The sequence below is a fragment of the Micromonospora sp. DT31 genome, assembly GCF_049841795.1.
Lineage (GTDB): Bacteria > Actinomycetota > Actinomycetes > Mycobacteriales > Micromonosporaceae > Micromonospora.
In genome coordinates this window covers 71,028-93,661 of record NZ_JBNCKZ010000014.1, presented here as the reverse complement: position 1 = coordinate 93,661, position 22,634 = coordinate 71,028, and the positions used below count along the sequence as shown (strand labels likewise).

Annotated in this window: 12 protein-coding genes; 3 read left to right on the top strand and 9 right to left on the bottom strand. The window is 71.4% G+C overall.

Features of this window, described 5'->3' with window-relative positions; all coding sequences use genetic code 11:
• The first annotated feature begins 163 nt into the window (after nucleotides 1-163).
• Both ACLQ2X_RS21630 and ACLQ2X_RS21625 read left to right on the top strand, forming a co-directional pair.
• The gene (locus ACLQ2X_RS21630; RefSeq protein ID WP_425682899.1) at nucleotides 164-1,036 is read left to right on the top strand and encodes an FAD:protein FMN transferase; all 873 of its coding nucleotides are present in this window, start codon (nucleotides 164-166) and stop codon (nucleotides 1,034-1,036) included.
• Between the two features lie 327 nt (nucleotides 1,037-1,363).
• On the top strand, nucleotides 1,364-1,720 hold the full coding sequence (locus ACLQ2X_RS21625; protein ID WP_425682898.1) for a hypothetical protein: 357 nt from the start codon (nucleotides 1,364-1,366) through the stop codon (nucleotides 1,718-1,720).
• A 113-nt stretch (nucleotides 1,721-1,833) separates the two neighbouring features.
• On the opposite strand, the gene serA is transcribed toward ACLQ2X_RS21625, so the two are convergent.
• The 5 genes from serA to ACLQ2X_RS21600 form a co-directional block, all read right to left on the bottom strand.
• Nucleotides 1,834-3,432 (bottom strand): phosphoglycerate dehydrogenase, encoded by a 1,599-nt coding sequence (gene serA, locus ACLQ2X_RS21620; protein WP_425682897.1) that lies wholly within the window; start codon nucleotides 3,430-3,432, stop codon nucleotides 1,834-1,836.
• 324 nt (nucleotides 3,433-3,756) lie between these two features.
• Nucleotides 3,757-4,770 carry a ketol-acid reductoisomerase gene (ilvC, locus tag ACLQ2X_RS21615; RefSeq protein ID WP_425682896.1) on the bottom strand — a complete coding sequence of 338 codons (1,014 nt, stop codon included), beginning with the start codon at nucleotides 4,768-4,770 and terminating at the stop codon, nucleotides 3,757-3,759.
• Between the two features lie 34 nt (nucleotides 4,771-4,804).
• Nucleotides 4,805-5,320 carry an acetolactate synthase small subunit gene (gene ilvN / locus ACLQ2X_RS21610; protein WP_425682895.1) on the bottom strand — a complete coding sequence of 172 codons (516 nt, stop codon included), beginning with the start codon at nucleotides 5,318-5,320 and terminating at the stop codon, nucleotides 4,805-4,807.
• A 121-nt stretch (nucleotides 5,321-5,441) separates the two neighbouring features.
• Nucleotides 5,442-7,343, bottom strand: coding sequence for an acetolactate synthase large subunit (locus ACLQ2X_RS21605; protein WP_425682894.1), 1,902 nt, complete (start codon nucleotides 7,341-7,343; stop codon nucleotides 5,442-5,444).
• 180 nt (nucleotides 7,344-7,523) lie between these two features.
• Nucleotides 7,524-9,971 carry a putative bifunctional diguanylate cyclase/phosphodiesterase gene (locus ACLQ2X_RS21600; RefSeq protein ID WP_425682893.1) on the bottom strand — a complete coding sequence of 816 codons (2,448 nt, stop codon included), beginning with the start codon at nucleotides 9,969-9,971 and terminating at the stop codon, nucleotides 7,524-7,526.
• A gap of 110 nt (nucleotides 9,972-10,081) precedes the next feature.
• Between ACLQ2X_RS21600 and ilvD the strand changes: the two genes are divergently transcribed.
• Nucleotides 10,082-11,929 (top strand): dihydroxy-acid dehydratase, encoded by a 1,848-nt coding sequence (ilvD, locus tag ACLQ2X_RS21595; RefSeq protein ID WP_425682892.1) that lies wholly within the window; start codon nucleotides 10,082-10,084, stop codon nucleotides 11,927-11,929.
• Between the two features lie 49 nt (nucleotides 11,930-11,978).
• On the opposite strand, the gene ACLQ2X_RS21590 is transcribed toward ilvD, so the two are convergent.
• From ACLQ2X_RS21590 to ACLQ2X_RS21575, 4 genes are read right to left on the bottom strand one after another with little or no spacing between them, the layout of a single operon-like run.
• Complete coding sequence (locus ACLQ2X_RS21590; protein WP_425682891.1) at nucleotides 11,979-14,096, bottom strand: DEAD/DEAH box helicase; 2,118 nt, start codon at nucleotides 14,094-14,096, stop codon at nucleotides 11,979-11,981.
• Nucleotides 14,093-15,394, bottom strand: coding sequence for a BREX system ATP-binding protein BrxD (gene brxD / locus ACLQ2X_RS21585; RefSeq protein WP_425682890.1), 1,302 nt, complete (start codon nucleotides 15,392-15,394; stop codon nucleotides 14,093-14,095). The genes ACLQ2X_RS21590 and brxD overlap by 4 nt, the downstream gene beginning before the upstream one ends.
• On the bottom strand, nucleotides 15,391-18,135 hold the full coding sequence (gene pglZ, locus ACLQ2X_RS21580) for a BREX-2 system phosphatase PglZ (protein ID WP_425682889.1): 2,745 nt from the start codon (nucleotides 18,133-18,135) through the stop codon (nucleotides 15,391-15,393). Before pglZ ends, brxD begins: the two co-directional genes overlap by 4 nt.
• Nucleotides 18,132-21,929 carry a phage resistance protein gene (locus ACLQ2X_RS21575; protein ID WP_425682888.1) on the bottom strand — a complete coding sequence of 1,266 codons (3,798 nt, stop codon included), beginning with the start codon at nucleotides 21,927-21,929 and terminating at the stop codon, nucleotides 18,132-18,134. Before ACLQ2X_RS21575 ends, pglZ begins: the two co-directional genes overlap by 4 nt.
• Nucleotides 21,930-22,634: the final 705 nt, after the last annotated feature.

Here is a 22,634-nt window from a genome sequence, read left to right as displayed (position 1 = left end):
GTACGATTCTTCCACCATCCGGGAACATGGAATCACAGCATGCTCCCAGGCAGCACTCATGGTGCGGTCATGTCCACTGCTTAGGGTCGGGATTCACGGGTTTGACGGGGACCCGTACCGGCACCGCCGCGACGCGGCGGCGACCAGTGAGGGGGCAGGCGTGATGCGGATCGAGCACCGGCGGGCGCACTGGGCGGACGAGCAACCACGCACGCGGTGGATCGACCAGGCCGCGTTCCGCCCACTCCGCCCCGACCTGCGCCTGGGTGCCAACAACCACCGCGTCGAGCGGTCCGGTGCCACCGGGTACGACCGGATCAGCGTCCGGCACACGGTGACCACCTCGACCGCCGAGTACACGCTGCTGCTCAACGCGCCCGGCTGGCTGGGCCACCGCTGCGTGGGCGAGGCGCTGCGGGACGCCGTCGCCGAGTTGCGCGCCATCGACCTCACCTACAGCCCGAACCGGCCGGACAGCCTGGTGTCGCGGCTGCGCCGCGACGAGATCAGCCCAGACTCGTACCCGCCGCTGGCCGAACTGGTGGACCTCTGCGCGGCGATGCGGGCAGCGACCGACGGCTGGTTCGACGCCTGGGCGGTGCCCGGCGGCTTCGACCCGGGCGGCCTGCTCGGCGGCTGGGCGGTGGAGCGGGCGGCCACCCGGCTGCGCGCCGCCGGCATCCACGACTACGCGGTGCTCGCCGGCGCCGACCTGACCGTACGCGGCCGGGCCGCGCACGGCGGCCCGTGGCGGATCGCGGTGCACCACCCCACCGACACGCGCCGGACCCCGGTCGTGCTGGAGATGACCTCCGGCGCGGTGGGCACCTCCGGGGTCACCGGGCGGCGCGGACACGTGGTCGACCCGCACACCGGGGAGCCGACGGACCGGCTGGTGGCCGCGACAGTGGTCGGGCGGGACCTGGCGATCGCCGACGCCTACGCCACCGCGCTGTACGCCGCCGGCCCCGCCGGTCTGGCCTGGTTCCGCGGCGACTGCGACTACCGCCCGCTGTTCGCGCACAACAGGCGCTGACGCGCCGGGCCGCCGCACCCGGGGCCGCGTGGACCGCGATCGGCCCCCACGGTCTCGGCAACGACCGTGGAGGCCGGTCAGCGACGAGTGCGCGTGGCTCGCGCAATCGAGGGGTGCGGGACCGACGGGCCGGGCGCCCGACCGCGTCACCCGAAGACGGGTCGGGGATCGACTCAGCCGGAGACCGCCCCGATACGCTAGCTAATCGACGCAACTCGACGCAAGAGTTCCACAGCGGACGCGGCCCGGTCCTGTCTGCACGGTCAGCGGGGAACCTGCGGTGGGGCAGGGGTGACGGGCCCGGCCCGGGATGGCACGCTGTCCGCCGTGAGTTTCGATCTGAGCGTGTGGGCCCTGCCGAACGGGGCGACACCGGAGCAGGTGCGGGCGGCGGTGCGGGACTGCCGCGAGGGCTGGCACAGTCGGCAGCACCCCGACCCCCGGCTCGTCGCCTTCTACCGGGCGATCACCGGAAGCTACCCCGACCAGCCGGACCGGCCGGACAGCCCGTGGCAGGTCGCGCCGCTGCACGCGGCCGCCGACCACATCGAGATGAACCTGCACCCCACCTGCCCGGATCAGGTTCTGCTGGACATCGAACGGCTCGCCGGCGAGCACGACCTGATGCTGTTCGACGCCCAGGACGGTTCGGTCTACCCGCCGCCGGCCCGCGCCCGGTCCTGACACCGCACCCCCGACCGGCCGTCCCTCGGCAACCGGCCGTCCATTGACGGCCAGCCGCCACGACGACGAAGGGCCCGGCCGTCACCGGCCGGGCCCCGATCGTCCGCAGCGGACTACACGTCGCGCAGGTCGGCCGCGCTGGCCGAGACCGCGCCGATCGAGTCGGCCGCCGAGGTGAGCAGGTCGGCGCCGAGCGCCTGGTCGACGGTGAGCGTCATCAGCGTCTCACCGCCGGCCTCCCGACGGGCCACCTGCATGGCGGCGATGTTGACGCCCGCCTCGCCGAGCAGCGTGCCGACCGTGCCGACCACGCCCGGCCGGTCGACGTAACGCAGGAACAGCAGGATGCCCTCCGCCGCGATCTCCACGTCGAAGCCGTCCACCTCGGTCAGCTTGAACACGTCGCGGGCACCGGCGTGGGCCACCGTGCCGGACACCCGGACGGTCCGCCCGTCCGGCAGCGCGCCGCGCACGGTCACCAGGTTCGGGTGGTCGACGGTCTCGCCGGGCGTCGTCAGGGTGACCTCGACACCCCGCTCGGCGGCCAGGTGCGGCGCGTTGACGTAGGTGACCTGCTCCTCCACCACCGAGCTGAACAGCCCCTTCGTGGCGGCGAGCTTGAGCACCGACACGTCGTGGGAGGCGATCTCGCCGCGCACCTCGACGGTGACGCTGGCGGCCACCCCGCCGGCCAGGGCGGTGAAGGCCCGGCCCAGCTTCTCGGCCAGCGGCAGCAGCGGGCGGACGTCCTCGGCGACCACGCCGCCGGCCTGCACGTTCACCGCGTCCGGCACGAACTCGCCCTGAAGCGCCAGCTTGACGCTCTTGGCGACCGCGAGACCGGCCTTGTCCTGCGCCTCGTTCGTGGAGGCGCCCAGGTGCGGGGTGGCCACCACGTTGTCGAAGGCGAACAGCGGCGAGGAGGTGCAGGGCTCCTTGGCGTACACGTCGACGCCGGCGGCGGCGACCCGGCCCTCGGCGATCGCGTCCGCGAGCGCCTGCTCGTCGATCAGCCCACCCCGGGCCGCGTTGACGATCCGGACACCCGGCTTGACGATCGCCAGCTCCTTCTCGCCGATCAGGCCCACGGTCTCCGGCGTCTTCGGCAGGTGGATCGAGATGAAGTCGCTCTCCCGCAGCAGTTCCTCCAGGCCGACCAGCCGGACACCGAGCTGCGCGGCGCGGGCCGGCTGGATGTACGGGTCGTATGCGATCAGCCGGGTGCCGAACGCGGCGATGCGCTGCGCGAACAGCACGCCGATACGGCCGAGGCCGACCACGCCGACGGTCTTGCCCTGGATCTCGACGCCTGTGTACTTGGACCGCTTCCACTCGCCGGCCTTGAGCGCGGCACTGGCGCTGGCGGTGTTGCGGGCCACCGCGAGCAGCAGCGCGACGGCCTGCTCGGCCGCGGAGACGATGTTGGAGGTGGGCGCGTTGACCACCATGACGCCCCGCGCGGTGGCGGCCGGCACCTCGACGTTGTCCAGGCCGACGCCCGCCCGGGCGACCACCTTCAGGCGCGGCGCGGCGGCGACCGCCTCGGCGTCGATCTGGGTGGCGCTGCGTACGATCACCGCGTCGGCCTCGGAGAGGGCGGAGAGCAGAGCCGGGCGGTCGGTGCCGTCCACGTGTCGCACGTCGAAGTCGTGGGCGAGCACCTCGATGGCGGCGGGGGCGAGTTCTTCGGCGATCAGTACGACAGGATTCATCGGTCCTCGTAGACGTCGTATGCGGTTGGTCCGGGGCGGCGGGACGCCGCGCTGCGCCCTGCGCTGAGCCGTGCCATGGCCGTCAGGTGCCGACTGCGCACCTACCCCTGGGATCGTAGGTGGCGGGCCGGTGGTCGTACCCCGGAGTGCGGGGTGAGTGCCCTCACACGCGGCCGCGCCCCGCCCGGGCGGTACGCAACGTCACTCCGAGGGCGACGAACGTGCTGGTGAGCGGCACCCCGCCGAGGCACGGTTCGGCCGCTGCGGGGTGCCGCTCACCACTGTCCTGCCGCGCCGGGCGACCCGCCCGGCAGGATGCTTTGATCAGGCGGTCTCGGTGATCGGCCGGTCCACCCAGCTCATCATGCCGCGCAGCTTCTGCCCGGTCTCCTCGATCGGGTGCGCCGCGCCCTCGGCCTGCCACTTGGCGAAGTTCGGCCGGCCCGCCTCGTCCTCGGCGACCCACTCGCGGGCGAACTCACCCGACTGGATCTCGCCGAGGATCTTGCGCATCTCCTCCTTGACCCGGGAGTCGATCACCCGCGGGCCGCGGGACAGGTCGCCGTACTCGGCGGTGTCGGAGATGCTGTAGCGCATCCGGGCGATGCCGCCCTCGTACATCAGGTCAACGATGAGCTTCAACTCGTGCAGGCACTCGAAGTAGGCCACCTCGGGGGCGTAGCCGGCCTCGGTGAGCACCTCGAAACCGGTCTGCACCAGCGCCGCCGCGCCACCGCATAGCACCGCCTGCTCGCCGAACAGGTCGGTCTCGGTCTCCTCGGTGAACGTGGTCCGGATCACGCCGGCCCGGGTGCCACCGATCGCCTTCGCGTAGGCCAGGGCCAGCCCGAGCGCGTTGCCGCTGGGGTCCTGCTCGACGGCCACCAGGCAGGGCACGCCCTTGCCGTCGACGTACTGGCGGCGGACCAGGTGACCGGGGCCCTTCGGGGCGACCATCGCCACGTCCACGTCGGCCGGCGGCTTGATCAGGCCGTACCGGATGTTGAAGCCGTGCCCGAAGAACAGCGCCTTGCCCGCGGTCAGGTTCGGCGCGATGGCCTCGGCGTAGAGGCCGCGCTGAGCGGTGTCCGGCGCCAGGATCATGATCACGTCGGCCTCCGCCGCCGCCTCCGCCGGGGTGAGTACCCGCAGACCCTCCTCCTCGGCCTTGGGTCGGCTCTTCGACCCGGCGGGCAGGCCGATCACCACGTCGACGCCGGAGTCGCGCAGCGACAGCGCGTGCGCGTGACCCTGACTGCCGTACCCGATCACGGCGACCTTGCGACCCTGGATCAGGCCCAGGTCGGCGTCGTCGTCGTAGAACACCTCAACGCTCATGGACTTCCCTTTCGTACGAACTGGTGGGTGCGGATCAGGCGGCGCGCAGGGACGGGCCGGCGGTGATGGCGCGCGAACCGCGCCCGATGGCGACGGTGCCGGACTGGACCATCTCCTTGATGCCCAACGGCTCCAGGTCCCGCAGCAACGCGTCGAGCTTGTCCGGGGTGCCGGTGGCCTCGATCGTCAACGTGTCAGGTGCAACGTCGACCACCCGCGCGCGGAACAGGCCGACCGTCTCCAACACCTGGGCGCGGGCCGCGCGGTCCGCGCGGACCTTGACCAGCAGCAGCTCCCGCGCCACCGCGACCTGCGCGTCCAGCTCCACGATCTTGAGTACGTTGACAAGCTTGTTGAGCTGCTTGGTCACCTGCTCCAGCGGGGAGGACTCGGCGTTGACCACGATGGTGATCCGGGAGACGTCCGGGTTCTCGGTCTCGCCGACGGCGAGACTGTCGATGTTGAAACCGCGCCGGGAGAACAGCCCGGAGACCCGGGCGAGGACACCCGGCTTGTTCTCCACCAGCACGGACAACGTGTGCATCGTCATTACAGTGCCTTCCTCGTCATGCCCTCACGGCCCTCGCTGCGCTCGGTGCGTTCGGCCATGACCGGCACCTTCCTCGTCATGCCCTCACGGCCCTCGCTGCGCTCGGTGCGTTCGGCCATGACTACAGCTCGTCCTCGTCGAAGGCGGGGCGCACACCCCGCGCGAACATGATCTCGTCGTTGCTGGTGCCGGCGGCCACCATCGGCCAGACCATCGCGTCCTTGCCGACCACGAAGTCGATGACCACCGGCGCGTCGTTGATCGCCATGGCCGCCTCGATGGTCTTGTCCACGTCGGCGGCGTTCTCGCAGCGCAACCCGACGCAGCCGAGCGCCTCGGCGAGCTTGACGAAGTCCGGGATGCGGTGCTTGTGCGTGCCCAGCTCGGTGTTGGAGTAGCGCTCCCCGTAGAACAGGGTCTGCCACTGCCGCACCATGCCCAGATTGCCGTTGTTGATCACCGCGACCTTGACCGGGATGCCCTCCAGCGCGCAGGTCGCCAGCTCCTGGTTGGTCATCTGGAAGCAGCCGTCGCCGTCGATCGCCCAGACCGTGGTGTCCGGGCAGCCCACCTTGGCGCCCATCGCGGCCGGGACGGCGTAACCCATGGTGCCCAGCCCACCGGAGTTGAGCCAGGTCTGCGGCTTCTCGTACGAGATGAACTGGCTGGCCCACATCTGGTGCTGGCCGACACCCGCCACGTAGATCGCATCCGGACCGGCGATCTCACCCAGCCGCTTGATCACGTACTGCGGGGAGAGGGTGCCGTCGGACGGCTCCTCGAAGCCCAGCGGGTACCGCTGGCGCAGGTCGTCGAGCTGGGTCCACCAGTCGGTCAGGTCGGTCGACGTGCCGGCGGCCTGCTCGGCGGTCACCGCCGCGACCAACTCGTCGATCACGTGCCGCGCGTCGCCCACGATCGGGACGTCGACGTGCCGGTTCTTGCCGATCTCCGCCGGGTCGATGTCGGCGTGCACCACCGTCGCGTCCGGCGCGAACGAGTCCAGCCTGCCGGTCACCCGGTCGTCGAACCGGGCGCCCAGCGCCACGATCAGATCGGCCTTCTGCAGGCCGTAGACCGCGGCGACCGTGCCGTGCATGCCGGGCATGCCCAAATGCTGGCGGTGCGAGTCGGGGAACGCGCCAAGCGCCATGAGGGTGGTCACCACCGGGATGCCGGTCTGCTCGGCCAGCCGGCGCAGCCCTTCGGTGGCCCCGGCCTTGAGCACGCCGCCGCCGACGTAGAGCACCGGGCGGCGGGCACCGGTCATCAGCCGGGCCGCCTCGCGGATCTGCTTGCCGTGCGGATGCAGCGTGGGCCGGTAGCCGGGCAGGTCGAGCGTCGGCGGCCAGGAGAAGGTGGCCGGCGCCTGGAGCACGTCCTTCGGGATGTCGACGAGCACCGGGCCGGGCCGGCCGGTCGCGGCCAGGTGGAACGCCTCGGCCAGCACCCGGGGGATCTCGTCGGCGGTCTGCACCAGGAAGTTGTGCTTGGTGATCGGCAGCGTGATGCCCTGGATGTCGGCCTCCTGGAAGGCGTCCGTGCCGATCGACGGCCGGGCCACCTGGCCGGTGATCGCCACGATCGGCACCGAGTCCATGTAGGCGTCGGCGATCGGGGTCACCAGGTTCGTCGCGCCCGGGCCGGAGGTGGCGATGCAGACACCGACCCGGCCGGTGGCCTGCGCGTAGCCGGTGGCCGCGTGCCCGGCGCCCTGCTCGTGGCGGACCAGGATGTGCCGGACGGTGGAGTCGTAGAGCGGGTCGTAGGCCGGCAGGATGGCACCACCCGGGATGCCGAAGACCACGTCGACGCCGAGCGCCTCGAGCGATCGCACCAGGGAACCGGCGCCGGAGACCTGCGCGGTGGCCGGCTGGCGTACCGGCGTGGTGGCGGCGTCGCCGGCCGGAGCGCCCCGGCCCGGCCGGGAGGCGGCGGCGTTGTCGGAGTCACCGGCCGCGCCGGTGCCCGAGCGGGCCCGCCGGGCGGAGTTGGCGAGTGTTTCTGGCGTGGGTCTCGTCATGGCGGTTCAAGCCTTCGGCGGTGAGTGGGTGACGCGCTTCACAGGATGGGACGCGGCGGTCCCGGCGATGGTCCGACGGCAACAAAAAAGCCCACGTGCAGGATGCACGGGGCCAGCGCACTCTCGGTGGGAGAGTGCGCTCAGGTAAGTACTCGCGGCGACCAGTTCGACGTCATGCGGTCAAGCCTGACGCATCTCACGCGATGAGTCAACTGATCCCACATTTTGGTTCACGGACGTGGGCGTGTCGCCCCCACCCGCCCTCTTCACATCCGGCTCCACCTGCGGCGACACGTCCCACGAGGGCAGCTGGACGGGCAGCGGCGCGGGCGGGTTGTCACGCAGCCGGGGCGGCAGCGGCGACGGAGCGCCGACCGGCGAGGGCGGCGACGGAGGCCGCACCGCGATGGACCTGTTGCCGGGCGCGGTCGCCGCCTCCAGCATCGCCTCCAGGTGCTCCGCCGGTACGCCCCAGCCGAACAGCGCCCCCTGACCGAACCGGCAGCCGGCGGCCACCACGGCGGCCAACTCCGCCGGGTTGGTCACCCCCTCGGCGATCACCTCCAACCCGAACTGGTGGCCCAGGCGCATCACGATGTCCACCATCGGCGCGAACGCCGGCCCGTCCCGACCCACCGGCCGGACCGGCTCGTGCTCCGCGACCAGACTGTGATCGATCTTGAGGATGTCGATCGGCAACCGCCGGAGCTGACCCAACGAGGAGTAACCGGCGCCGAAGTCGTCGAGCGCGATGCGTACGCCTGTCAACCGCAGCGCGGTCAACCGCCGGATCAGCTCGTCCACGTCGGTGGCGACCGCGTGCTCGGTCACCTCCAGCACCAGCCGCTGCGGCGGCACACGGTGGGCGCGCAACGCGTCGGCGACCTGGACGACGTACTCCGGGGCGTGCAGCTCACGCGGGGAGACGTTCACCGACACCCACACGTCGTGCCCGTCGGCCAGCCAGCGGGAGAGCTGATGGCATGCCTGGTGCAGCACCCACACACCCAGCTTGGCGATCATCCCGCACTCCTCGGCCAGCGGGATGAACTCGTCCGGCCGGACGTTGCCCAGCTCCGGGTGGCGCCAGCGCAGCAGCGCCTCGGCACCCACCGGACGCACCGACGGCAGCGACGCCACCGGCTGGAACACCAGCCGCAGCTCGTCGCGCTCGATGGCACCCCGCAGCTCGTGCTCCACCCGGGTACGTCGACTGAGCAACTGGTCGTACGTGGCGTCGTAGCGCTCGATCCGGTTCTTGCCCCGCTGCTTGGCGTAGCGCAGCGCCAGGTCGGCGTTGCGCAGCAGCAACTCGACGTCGTGCTCCCCCTGCCCGGCGGCCACCCCGATGCTCACCGAGAGGAAGACCGGCCCCTCCACCACCTCGTAGGGGCGCCCGAGCACCCCGAGCAGCCGGTCGGCCACCGGGCCCGGTTCGGCCGCACCGGGCATCAGCACCGCGAACTCGTCGCCACCGAGCCGGGCGGCCAGATCACCGGGGCGCAGGTTGCCCCGCAACCGCCGCCCCACCTCGACGAGCACCGCGTCGCCGACATCGTGCCCGCGCATGTCGTTGACGTTCTTGAAGCCGTCGAGGTCCAGCCCCAGCAGGACACAGGGCACGCCGGCACCGGCGCTGCGGTGCAGTGCACGCAGCAGCCCTCGCCGGTTGGCCAGGCCGGTGAGCGCGTCGGTGTGCGCCAGCTCGCGGAAGTGCGCCTCCCGCTCGGCCAGCCGGACCGCGTAGCCGCGCACGTCGTTGAGTGCGAGGTACTGCCGGGTCACCAGGGCGAACCCCTCGACCGAGCCGGCCACGATGCCGTACCCGTCGAAGCGGCCCCCCTGCACCAGGTGGTACATCGCGGCGGCGGCGATGGCGAACATCGGCACGAAGGCGTACTCGCCGTCGCGGCGGATGAGATCGAGGTCGAGCCGCGTCAGGTCGGCCCGACGCCCGGCGACGGCGGTGGCGGCCAGACCTGCGGCGGCCACCACGACCCCGGTCAGGGCCATCCCGGGACCGCCCCGGAAGAGCCCGGCGGTGACGCCGAGCCCGCCCGTGGTCACCACGACCGCGCCACCCCCGAGCAGCGTCAGCCACACCCGTGGCGGGGTGGCGCGCAGCGCCAGCATCACGGTCAGCCCGGCGGTGAGCGCGGCGGCGATCGTGGCGAGCAGGACGGGCAGGCCGGCCGGCGGGGTGGCGGCGCCCAGCAGCCGGGTGGGCGCGCTGACCATCACCCAGCCGACGAACCAGAACGCGCTGCCCATGATCAGGCCGTCGAGCAGCAGCCGGGCCGTGGCGGCCCGGGTCGCGACGGCGCCGGGCAGCCGGAGCAGGGCGGCACCGAGGCCGAGCCCGGCCAGCGCGGTGCCCACCCCCACCACCACCGTCCAGTCGCTGCGCCGGCCGTGCCGGTGCGTCAGGTGCTCACCGGCGACCAGCAGGACGCCGAGGCCGACCAACAGGCTGAGCAGAGCCACCGCGGCGGCGAGCGCGAGCAGGAGGTGGGCCCCCCGGCGTGGGCCGGTGCGACGCCTGGCGGACGCGGCCAGCAGCACCACGGCGCCGGTCGCGGTGAACCCGCTCAGCGCCGCCACGGTCACCACCACCGGGGACGACTGCACGCGTCAACTCTGCCGGATTCGCACACCCCGTGGGGCCCTCGGTGTGCAACTGTTGGGACACAGGGTGCGCGGCGGCGGGCCGCCCCGCGGATGGTGTCAGACTGGTTGTCATGCCTGAGCTGCGGTCGAGGACCTCCACCCATGGTCGGACGATGGCCGGCGCCCGGGCCCTGTGGCGGGCCACCGGGATGACCGACGACGACTTCGGCAAGCCGATCGTCGCCATCGCCAACAGTTTCACCCAGTTCGTACCCGGTCACGTCCACCTCAAGGACCTCGGCGGCCTGGTCGCCGACGCGGTGGCCGAGGCCGGCGGCGTGGGCCGGGAGTTCAACACGATCGCCGTGGACGACGGCATCGCCATGGGCCACGGCGGCATGCTCTACTCCCTGCCCAGCCGGGAGCTGATCGCCGACGCGGTCGAATACATGGTCAACGCCCACTGCGCGGACGCCCTGGTCTGCATCTCCAACTGCGACAAGATCACGCCGGGCATGCTGCTCGCCGCGCTGCGGCTCAACATCCCGACCGTCTTCGTCTCCGGTGGCCCGATGGAGGCCGGCAAGACGGTGGCGATCGAGGGCATCGTGCACAGCAAGATCGACCTGATCGACGCCATGATCGCCTCCTCCAACGAGGCGGTCACCGACGGCCAGCTCGACGAGATCGAACGCTCCGCGTGCCCCACCTGCGGCTCCTGCTCCGGCATGTTCACCGCCAACTCGATGAACTGCCTCACGGAGGCCATCGGCCTGGCGCTGCCCGGCAACGGCTCGGTGCTGGCCACCCACGCCGCGCGCCGGTCGCTGTTCGTCAACGCCGGACGCACCGTCGTGGACATCGCCAAGCGCTGGTACGACCACGACGACGCCACGGTGCTGCCCCGCGCCGTCGCCGGCCGGGCGGCGTTCGAGAACGCCGTCGCCCTCGACGTGGCCATGGGCGGCTCCACCAACACCGTGCTGCACCTGCTCGCCGCCGCCCGCGAGGCGGAACTCGACTTCGGCGTGGCCGACATCGACGCCATCTCCCGGCGGGTCCCCTGCCTGGCCAAGGTCGCCCCGAACTCCCCGAACTACCACATGGAGGACGTGCACCGGGCCGGCGGCATCCCCGCCATCCTCGGCGAACTGGACCGCGCCGGGCTGCTGCACCGCGACGTGCGCGCCGTGCACTCCCCCGGCCTGGACCAGTGGCTGGCCGACTGGGACGTGCGGGGCGGCTCCGCCACCCCCGAAGCGGTCGAACTGTTCCACGCCGCCCCCGGCGGGGTACGCACCACCCAGGCGTTCTCCACCACCAACCGCTGGTCGTCGCTGGACACCGACGCGGCCGGCGGCTGCATCCGGGACCGGGAACACGCCTACAGCGCCGACGGCGGGCTGGCCATCCTGCACGGCAACCTCGCACCCGACGGCTGCGTGGTGAAGACCGCCGGGGTCCCCGAGGAGTGCCTGACCTTCCGCGGCCCCGCCAAGGTCTACGAGTCGCAGGACGACGCGGTCACCGCGATCCTCGCCAAGCAGGTCGTCGCCGGGGACGTGGTGGTGATCCGCTACGAGGGCCCCAAGGGCGGCCCCGGCATGCAGGAGATGCTGTACCCCACCTCCTTCCTCAAGGGCCGCGGGCTCGGCCGCTCCTGCGCGCTGCTGACCGACGGCCGGTTCTCCGGCGGCACCTCCGGCCTGTCCATCGGGCACGTCTCCCCGGAGGCCGCCTCCGGCGGGACGATCGCGCTGGTCCGCGACGGCGACGAGATCGTCATCGACATCCCGGGCCGGTCGATCGCGCTGAACGTGCCCGACGACGAGCTGGCGACCCGCCGGGTGGCCGAGGAGAAGCGGGACCGCCCGTACACCCCTGTCGACCGGCAGCGCCCGGTGTCGGCGGCGCTGCGCGCGTACGCGTCGATGGCCACCTCGGCCAGCGACGGCGCCTACCGCCGCGTCCCCGAGTGAGCAAGGAAGGGCCCCTTGTTAACGCCTCCGGTAGAGGAGGGGGCCCGTCTTAACACTCCAGTTCCGAAAAGCGAACCGGTTCCGTCAGCACCGCCGCCGCCGCGTCAAGGTCGGCGAGCCGTACGGCCAGAGTCGCGACCGCGAGTCGCTCGGGCAGGGCCGCGCCGAATTTCAAACCGGCGACGGCCCGCCGGTCGATGTCCGGAAGACACAAGCGCTCACCTGCGTCAGTCACCAGGGCCCGCCACTGGTCCCTTGTCACGTCCTGGCGAAGCCGGATGGCGCAGTCGTCGAAACGCTGCGCGGGATCGACCGCCTCGCCGAGCGTGGCGGCCAACGTAGCGTTGCCGCGTAGGCCAGCCCAGGTCCACCAGTGGAGATCGCCGCGCGCACGCACGACACAGGTGCCGCCCGGGTGGACCAGGGACGAACGCTCCTCACGGGTCGCCGCGAGTCGGCTCGCCGCCCGCGTGGTCAACCGCACCGGCGGGTCCTTCCCGAGTAGCACCTGCCGCATGGCTCGGGTCAACGGATAGCTCGATCCGAGCCAGCCCTGCGAGGTCCACCGGGCCCGACCGCCGCCGTCCGCGGGTTCCACGAAGCAGCGCCGCCGTTGCCAGTCGACGTAGTTGACCCGCCAACTCCGGCCGCCCAGCAGCAGTCGACGGTCGCCCCGCACCTCCTCGGTGAGCAGGCTCGGATCGATTCGCCCCAGTTCCTGCCGCCCGTGCAGGACGGTGAACTCCGGCGGGCCGGTGAACACAGCGGTCAACTCCATGAAGTGCCGCCGCCCGAACCGCTGTTCTGCCTGCAGGCCGACGAACAGCAACCCGCTGTCGCTGTCGAGGTACCCCTGCTCCGTCAGATGGCGCACGACCGGCTCGGCGCTCCGGTCGAACGGGGGCAGACCGTTCCATGCCTGCGTCCAGAGCCGGTCCCCGACGCGACCCTCCTGCAAGCAGAGCGCGAGCATCTGCTGGGCGACGATGTGACGAGGTTCAGGCGGTGGAAGGACTGGCTCCACCCAGCCGTCGCCCCACAGTGAGAGCAGAGCCGCGGCCCTGGTCAGCTCCGTTGCGCTGCGGCAGAGAAAGAGGCAGTTGCGCGAACTGCCCGGTCTGCGCCCACTACGGCCGAGTCGCTGTAGAAACGATGCCACGGTCGTCGGGGAGTCGATCTGGATCACCCGATCCAGGTCGCCCACGTCGATGCCGAGTTCCAGCGTGCTGGTGGACACGATGACGCAGTCCCTGGCCTCGGCGAACGCCTGTTCTGCCCGGCGCCGTTCGTCGAGCGAGAGCGAGGCGTGGGAGAGGAAGGTGGTCACGCCGCGTTCGCGTAGCAACTCGGCGAGTTCCTCGACCGTCTGCCGGGACTCGCAGAAAACCAGCCGCTTCTCCCCACGGTGCAGGGCGGCGACGACAACGGCAGCGTTGGCCAGCGACCCCACATAGTCGAGTTCGACCTCGCCTGGCGGAGGTCCACCAACGGGACGGACGTCGGTGACCCGGTCGGGGGCGACGACCGTGCCCGGACGGCTGCCCGCCCCCGAACCCTGCAGCCAGGTGAGAAGCTGGTCTGGGTTGCCCACAGTGGCGGAAAGTCCGACCCGCTGCAGGGGCCGGCCGGTCACCCGGGCCAGCCTTTCGAGTAGCGCCAGCAGATGCCAACCGCGGTCGTCGCCGGCGAAGGCGTGCACCTCGTCCACCACTACCGCGCGCACACCGGCGAGGAAGAGCCGGTGGTCGACCTTCGTGCTCACCAGCATGGACTCGATCGATTCTGGTGTGGTCAGCAGAATGTCAGGACGTTGCCACAACGCCCGGCGACGAGCCGTCGCGCTCACGTCGCCGTGCCACAGTGCGACAGTGCGTCCCAGCCATCCGGCGTACCGTTCCAGCCGCGGATGCAGGTTGTTGAGCAGTGCCTTCAGTGGGCACAGGTAGAGCAGCGAGGTGCCGCTCCAGCGCTCACCCGCCATGCGGGTGAGCAGCGGGAAGATCGCCGCCTCGGTCTTGCCCCCGGCGGTCGCGGCGAGCAGCAGCGCATCGTCGCCGCGCGTCACCGGCGCGAGGGCGGCACGCTGCAACGGACGTAGGTCCGGCCATCCGAGGCTGTTGACCACGTGATGCAGGAGCACCGGGTCCAGCGGGACGTCCTCGCTCACATCGACAACTCGACGTCGTCGGCCGCGACCGCGTTCCGCTCGACGTCGGTCAGTTCATCGGGCCGCAGGGTCAGTCCGTAGTGCTGCCGCGGGTCCCAGTCGGGGAACTGGTCAACGCGGTCCAGGACATCCGCGACGAGTTTCTTGAGATAGACGCGGGGCGCCACCCCGACCTGGCCGCCCAGCCGCCCGGCCACCGCGCGGGCAAGTTCACCGAGGTAACGGTCGTCAACGAAGGTGGGCACCCGTTCTCCGCCGTAGATCTCCCGGACCCGCGCGCCGAGTTGAACCAGTGAGTCCTCGGTGAAGCCGGGGAGCCGGAGTTGGGTGGCGCGGGGATTGTCCCAGCGGGGTTCCGGGCCGAAGTCGGTGGCGAGCCGTTGAGCGAGCGGGGCGAGCCGTTGGACGCCCTGCGGGCCGTCGAAGAACGCCGGGGTGCCGGTGACCACCAGGAACAGCCCGGGAAAGCGGCCGGCGTAGATGTCGTCGACGAGCTGGCGCAGGGCGTTGAGCGCCTTGTCCCGGGCGTCCGCGCGAACCCGCTGCAGCGTTTCGACCTCGTCGAGTACCAGAAGCAGACCAGGGTGGCCGCTGTCGCTCAGCACGGTCAGCAGGCCACGCAGGAAGTTGAGCGCACCGAAGTGGTCAAGGTCGCCCTTCACCCCGGCGGATCGTCGGGTGGCCGCCGCGACGTGCGGCTGCCCGCCCAGCCAGGCGGCGAGGCCACCGGCGGTGACATCGTCGCCGTCCGCGAGCGCGCTGCGGTAGCCCCGCAGTGCCGCGGCGAAGGCGGGGGTGCTGCGCGAGATGTCCGCCAAGCGGGTTTCGAGCAGCGCACCCACCGCGCGGTCGAGCGCTTCGGCGTCCGCCTCGGTCGCCGTGCCGGCCGCCAGGACATCCTCCTCCAAGGCGAAGATCCAGTTGTCGAGTACGGGCCGCAGCGCGCTCGGTGGGAACTGTTCGGTGGCCAACTGCTCGACGAGTCGCCGGTACACCGTCTCCATCCGGTGCAGCGGTGTCTCGAGTTCGGAGATCTGCACCTCGGCCACCGCGAAGCCGCGCCGTTTCGCCCGTTCGCCGAGCCACCGCGTGAAGAAGGTCTTCCCGGCGCCGTACTCACCTCGGACGGCCTTGAACACGCTGCCCGCACCGGCCACCCGGTCCAAGTCCTCGTCGAGGGCGACGGTGAACCGGTCGAGGCCGACCGCGAGCGCATCCAGACCATTGGCGGGCACCACGCCCCGGCGTAGCGCGTCGATGATGTCACGCCGGCGGCGGGCACTGACCTCGACCGTCATGAGGGCGCCAGCATGAACTGCTCGATCATCAGGGGGATGTCCAACTTCGCCGTTCGCCCGTCCGGGTCGAGGCTGAGGACCGGGTAACCCTCTACCTGCAACAGCCGCCGGAGCGCGGTGAAGGTGGCGGACATGCGGTGTACCGGCACGCCCGCGCGGGTCGCCAGCGTCTCCAGGGTGGCCCGGCCCTTTCCGGCCAGGAGGGCGGTGACCATCGCGGCCACCCGCTCGTCCGGGATCGGCGCCCGGCTTCCCCGCCGGTCCGCGTATACCGGACTGGCGAGCAGCGCCTCGACGAGCGCGGACGCCGGGTCGGTCGGAGCCGGCGGACCGACAGGCGGGGGTGGGATCGGTGCCGTCGGCGCCTGCGCCGGTACGTCGAAGAGGCTCTCGTCCTGGACGGCCGCTCGGGGTCGGCGGGTCGGGCGTGCTGCCGCTGTGCGAGGGACAGGCGTGGTGACCTGCTCGTCGCGCGCGGGTTGCCGGACCGGTTCCCGCCACCAGTTCGGGCTGGCGACCGGCGCCCCCGCCCAGCCGGGAACGGCTTCGTCGTCTCCGGAGGCGAAGAGCAGGAGTGGAATGACCACCTCAGCCGGGCTCGCGCCACCGTGGTAGCCGGCCTTCCGGGGGCCGTACCGCAGTTCCTCCCGCCAGGGCAGGATCACCCGGCCACCTTCGAGGGCAACCCGGCTGCCCTCGAAGCGCAGTTCACCGTCCTGCGGTTCACCGGTGGCCGGACGCCAACGGTTCTCGCTGGCGTCCGACTTGCCCAGCACGGCCTCGGAGCCGCGATCGACGACGTGCCCGTGGTCGGAGACCAGCACCACGATCCGGTCCTGGGCGACGGCAAGCAGGTCGCGCAGCCCCTTGACCGTGTCGGCACTCCACTCGACGGTGCCCGGGTCGCTGCGGTCGAGCGCGTCGTCGATGGTGTTGATGACGGCGGCGACGAGCGGGACAGTCGGATCCTCGATCGAGGCGGCGACCTCGCGGTCGACGGCCAGACCAGCCGGCGTCCGCAGGTCGGCCTTGTGCAGCAGCACCGCGCCCGGGAAACGGGCCGTGAACCCCTTCGACTCGTCGCCACGGTCGCCGACTTTGATCCTGCCGGTGAACAGGCTGCACCGGTTGACGGCGGTGACCGTGGGCAGGGCGGCGAGGGCGCCGGTGCGCTGGCCGCCGTGCGGGGTGAGTTCGGTCCAGGCGCCGCTGCGCCCCAGTGACTCGGCGATCTCGATTCCGGCTGCCGCTCCCATGCCGTCCAGGAGCAGTAACAGGACGCGCCGGCCGTGGTCCAGGATCGGCTGGATCACCCGGTCCAGCACGTCCTCCACCCGCAACAGGGCACCTGGGTCACGCTCCGCGCCTGTGGTGTCCTGCAACAGCTCGGCGAACTCACGATCGTGACGGGACCGGCGGGCGTGCACCGCCTGGTGCAGGGCCCGGTACGCCTCGCCGACCTGCGGGTCGACGTCGCCGTCGAAGATGTCGAGCCGGGCCCGGTCGACCCAGCCGTCCTCGCGGACCTGCCGGTGCACGGCGTCGAGCATGGTGGCGGGCGGCGCCTGCTCAGGCGAGGCCAACCAGCGCAGGAGCCGGACCGCCATCCGCGCGGTCTCCACCCGAGTACGGTCCGCCGACCGGTGCGCCTCCACCTCGGCCAACCGGTCCTGTGCCCGCTCGATCAGGTCACCGGCCGGCACCGCCGCTCCGGTAATCGGAAGGGCCAGCCGCACGGCGGCGCCGAAGGCTCGCATCCGCTGGGTGAATCCCGCCGGGAGCAGGGGCGAGGCGGCGAGCCGACCGGCGACGCCGATCTCCCCCGCGATGTCCTCGGCCCGCCGCAGCAGCCGGTGCGCGTCGTGCCGGACCGCCTCGTCGTCGAGGGCACGGTAGATCCAGGCTTCAGCGGCCTCGGTGTAGGCCAGCGCCTGGGTCTCGGTCAGCCGGGTGCCGGTGAAGCGCGGCTCCAGTCGGGTGCGGGCAACCGCGAGTTCGACATCTGACGCCTGCGCGGGTTCGCGCGGCCAGAGCACCCCGGCCAGCAGTCCGAGCGGGATGGCGTCTACTCCGTGCCCGGCACGCACCGTTGCCAGCACCGGCACCGCGACCGGGCCGGCGACCTCGACCAGGAACGCGCCGAGCCCGTCGACCCATTCGGCCGGCAGTTCACCGAAGCGCATCTGCGCCGGGGCGTCAGTGCTCCAGTGCAGCAGTCCCGCGGCGTCCAGCCCGTCGGGTTCGAGTCCGAGCACCGTCCCGGTGAGGTGCCTCAGCGCATGCTCACGGGTCAGGATCGTGCCGGTCGGGGGTGGCCAGCCGTCGGCCGGCGCCAGTTCGGTCAAGGCGTCGGCAACCCACCGCCCGGTACGCGCCAGGGTGGAGTCCGGACGCACCCGACCTCCGAACGTCTGGCTGACCAGGTCCCAGGGATCCACGCTGCGCCCCTGCTGGAGGCTGACGTGGGCGAGCAGCCCATCCCCCAGTTCGTGGTCGGTGAGATCGGTCAGGAGGACGAGCTTCTCGTGCGGTGGCCGGTCGGCCAGGGCGGCACGCGCCGCGAGCGGCGTCGGGCAGGGAACGACCCGCACGCTTCTGCCTCCCACGGTGAGCAGCGGATCGTCGGTCCACTGCGGTCGGGCGAGGAGCACGATGGCGTCGGTGTCATCCCGCTCGGCGAGCCATGCTTCGACCTTGCGGCGCACCGCCGCCGGGCGGACGGTGGCCCGTGGCACGCTCATCCCTGCCGCTCCTGTTGGACGACCCGCCAGACGATCGACACCGGACGGCCGGCGGAGACCGCGGCTCGCATCCCGATGACAACCGCCTCCAGCGCATCCAGGTCGTGGACTGTCGTCTCCCCGGGAACCGCCGGTGTCGGGTCGACGGGGGTGTTGCTGCCGTTTCCTCGCTGTTCGGGGATCCGCGGGGGGACGGCAACGGACCCTGGGTGAACGACCGGATCCTGGTTACCCCGTGCGGTGCCGGACCGCGGTGGATCCTGCGGGGGCGGCGGGAGCGGGGCCACCGGTCGCTGCTCGGCGAGCATGTCGACCGACGCTTCGACCGCTCGCCGCAGCGCTTCGGCCAGGTCCGTGCCGTGCTGCTCGTCCCGACCTGCGGCGTGCAACTGGTCCATGATGCTCCGGGCACGCGGGTCGTCCTGCGCCGCTGCCCGCCGGCTGATCGCGTCGATCACCGACCACTGCGCGTCGGTCAGCGCGTGGGTGAGTTCCTGCGCCCGCTTGAACACCTGGCTCGCGGCGTGGCCGTCCACGCCGCCGAGGCGCCGCTCGCCCTCGGCGACCACGGCGACGAGCACCACGTCGTCGGGCTCCTGGGCGACCTCGGTGAGGAGCTGCGCGACCCGCCGTGCGGTGGCCAGGCGGCCGGAGTCGGCGAGCGGGTCGAGGCCGAGAAGCTTCGCGTGCGACTCCAGCCTTTCCACGAGGCGCCCGGCGGACGGGGCGTACCGGGTGGCGACCCCGCGCATGGTGCCGGCCAGGGCGCCCAGGTTGGCCGGGTTACGGAACCGGGGCAACACCTCGCCGAAGAAGGGCTGACCGAAGCTCACCGCCGCCTTCCACGTCTCGTCGTCCGGCATCGGCGGGTGGCGTAGCTCGAAGCGGTCCTCCACCCCGTTGATCGTCGCGACGCTGATCTTGCCGCCGTTGTCGTACCAACTGAGCTGCTGCTCGAACGCGAAGACCGCGATGATCAGATTTTGCAGCTCCCGGTCGAAGCCGCGAGCCTTCGGCAGGTCCAGCAGCTTGCGCAACGCGTGCACCGGCCAGCGGTCGCGGTGGTCCTGCCGTGCCGCCTCCTGCAGCAGGTGCCGACTCCAGAAGCAGGTGCTGATGTCGAGGACGTAGCGGTGGTCGACCACCTCACCGAGTTGCAGCGGGTTGCAGATGCGGCGCAGCGTCTTCTGATCGGCCGGGTTGTCGATGGAGACGCCGTGGGTGGGATCCGCAGCGGCACGTTTGGCGTAGTCGAACACCTTCGACAGGTCGGCGCGGGCCAGCGGCTTCTCGTCAACGGGCAGCGCCGGGGTGCCCGGGTACGACCAGTCGAGAAGTTCACCGGTGAGGTTGCGGAACGCGTCGGCGAGGGTGCCGCCCCTCGGGTCGCCGATACGTAGCCCGTCGGCCAGCGTGTGCAGCACGGCGACGCTGTCGGCGTGGACGTCGGAGGGCTGCGGGTTCGCCGCGCCGTACGCCTGCTTGAGCGCGGTGATCAGGCCGTCGCGGAGCTGGGTCTGCCGCTGCAGCAGGTAGACCCGGCCCTGTTGCCGTTCGGCCTGGGGCCAGTCGGCGGCGAGCGTGTTCAGCCGCTCTCCCGCGCCACCCACACCGAGCAGGTAATTGATCTTTGCGAGCTGGGCGACCCGGCTCATCATGTCGTCGGTCAGGTACAGCGGAAGCCAGAAGACCGTGTTGGAGCCACGTGGCAGTTCGTCGATGCGCGCCCGGTCGGCGTTCCGAGGCAGATCCTGCGGGTCGAACGGATAGTCGACGACGATGCGCCACGCCTCGCCGGGTGCGATCAGGGCGGCGACCGGCATGGTGAGCGGGTCCCGGACGTTGCCGAACTTGACCTGCACGATGTGTCGTCGCCCCCGCCACTCGCGGGGGTGCTGCAACTCGCCGTGGCTGCCCTCGGCCCCGGCCAGTCCCATCTCGGCGCTGATCAGCTCGCGGAGCAACTGCTGCCGTACGCCGGCCGAGGTCTCGTTGTGCGGCACCAGGTCGAGCAGCTTGTCGAAGTCGACGGTGTGCAGCTTGAGCGACACGACCGGGTCGTGGTCGTCGGTGAGGTGCAGCTCGCCGGCGTCCTGCGAGATCTTGCGCAACCGGGTGAGCACCATCGTGTTCTCGTATCCGGGGATCGGTGAGGCGATGGAGCCGAAGTTGAGTGCGTGCAGTTTGGCGGCGGTCAGGTTGTGCAGCGCCGGCACTTCGGGCACCAGCGCGCCGAGCAGGATCGTCTTGACCAGCTTGTCGTCGAGTTGGAACTGCGTGTGGCCGGCCGCCCGCTCCTCGTCGATGCCGTTGAGGGTGAGCAGCAACGGGCGCAGCTTGCGCAGGTAGAGGTTGCGGGCCGCGTCGAACTGCTGACGCAGCTTCGGACGATCCGGCAACTCGCCGTGCAGCACCAGCGGATCGAAGAGCGCGGCGACCCCGATCAGGTCGTTGACCCGTAGGGTGTCCCGCCGCTCGACCAGCAGCTCGGTCATCACCTTGAGCGCGGTCCGCTCCCGTTGCAACGCCTGCGACAACGCGACCAGGGTGGCGACCAGCGCCGGTGAGAACGGATAGAGCTGGCGGAACGCGGTGGCGTCGGACCCGATGCCGGCGTCGCCGTACTGCGCCCCGAGCAGCAGGGTGTCCCACACCTCGCGGTTGTGGCGGACGGTGGCGAACGCGTTGTCGATGACCGCCCGCGCCGCCTCGTCGTTGGGGTGCAACAGTCGCTTCTCGGTGATCTCCGGCAGGTTGGTGTCCGCGAGGACGATCTCCCCGAGTCGGCCCTGGACGCTGCGCATGACGTGCGCCAGCGCCTCCCGCTCGGTGCCGCCGACCTGCGGGCCGAGGAACTCCTCCAGGTTGCGCTGGCGGGCGACGAAGGAGATCAGTGGCAGGGGCCGGGCCGCGTCGGCCGACTCGACAAGCTTGTTGAGCTTGGCGCCCTCGGTGTTGACGAAGGTGTAGTCGGCGATCCGGCCGGACAGCCACAGGATCAGCTCGTCGAGGAAGAGGACGATGCCGTCGTACCCGAGGGACTTGGCGTGCCGGGTGATGACGGCGAGGCCGGTGTCCAGGTCGAGGTATTCCGCGCTGTGCACCGCGCCGCTGAAGAAGGTCTGGGTGAGCGCGCTGACCAGCGCGTCGCGGCCTTTCGTGCCGGGCGGCTGCGCGGCGGCCTCGGCGTACCGCTGCGGGGTCCACCCCTCGGCCTGGGCGCGCAACGCGGCCAGGCCACCGCCGCCCGCGCCGGGCGCGGCCGCACCGCCGCGCAGCGCCGCGAAGAACTTGTCGTCACCCAGCGTCCGCCGGAGGCCGGCGGCGTCGTCCAGCAAGGCGTCGGACCGGTGTACGGCGGGCACGGGGGCATCCGGGTGGGCGGCGGTGATCTGGCGCAGGTAGCCCTCGAGGATCGCCTGCTCGACCGAACGCGCGTCCAGCATGTGCAGCGTCAGGGCGAGGAACTTCCGGCCGGGCAGCCAGGAGTCGGCGGCGACCACCGGCCCCTCCAGCCCTTTGATCTTCCGGGCTTCGGGGTTGTGCGCCAGGATCTCCCGTAACACCGCCATGAAGTGCGACTTGCCGGAGCCGAACGAACCGTGCAGGAACATGGCCTGGGAGCGGCCGGTGGTGACGGCGTGGCCGATCCGCTGCAACGCGGTGGCGAAGTTGTCGCGTAGCTGGTCGGTGACGACGTACCGGTGCAGGTCGGCGCCCTCGGCCGCCTTCACCACGAAGTCGCCCTCGCCGACGGACGTCGGGATGTCGATCAGGTCGCGCAGCAGCGTCACAGGTACTCCTCCAAGACTCCCCAGGGTGCCCGACACGCTACCCATCGACCTGATTGCTTGGCAGCGCACCGATTGGACGTGATCCTGCCCAACTGACGGAAAGCGCCGCAGAACGCTGACCTTCCATCAGCCGATCGCCCGAGGAACCGCAGATCAGGTTGGCTCATGCCTTGGGCGGCGAGCGATGGCCGCGACGAAAATGAGTCAGATTCTGGACAGGTCAACCGTCGACGGACTACTCCCTGCACAGGTTTTTTCCTTCCTCGCACGCGCGAGGCACCGGGAGGCACCCGCCGGCTGCGACTCGGTGGGCCGCAGCCTTTGCTTAACGGGTCACAAGGACAGGAACAACAACAACAGAAACAACAGGAAGCCGCCGAAGATCCACAGGCTGCCATCCCCGCCGCTGGGCTCCGTCGGTGTTGATGGACTCTGCCGATAGTGTGATCGCACCCATGTACCGTCGCTGCGCTGGTGGCGGCGTACCCGCGTGCGGGCACTCTGGGGGTGGGCAGAGGCAGAGGCTCTGCTTCGACGGTAGTGCGGGCGCACCCAGCGCCCGTCCCGGTAGTGGCCCTTGACGTAATGCACCGGACACAGGTAGCAGGCAGGCTCGGTCAACAACAAACCAAACTGAGATCAGCTAACGTGAATGTTCGGCCGACGAACTTCATGCGTTCACGGGAATAAGATCAGTTGGCCGAC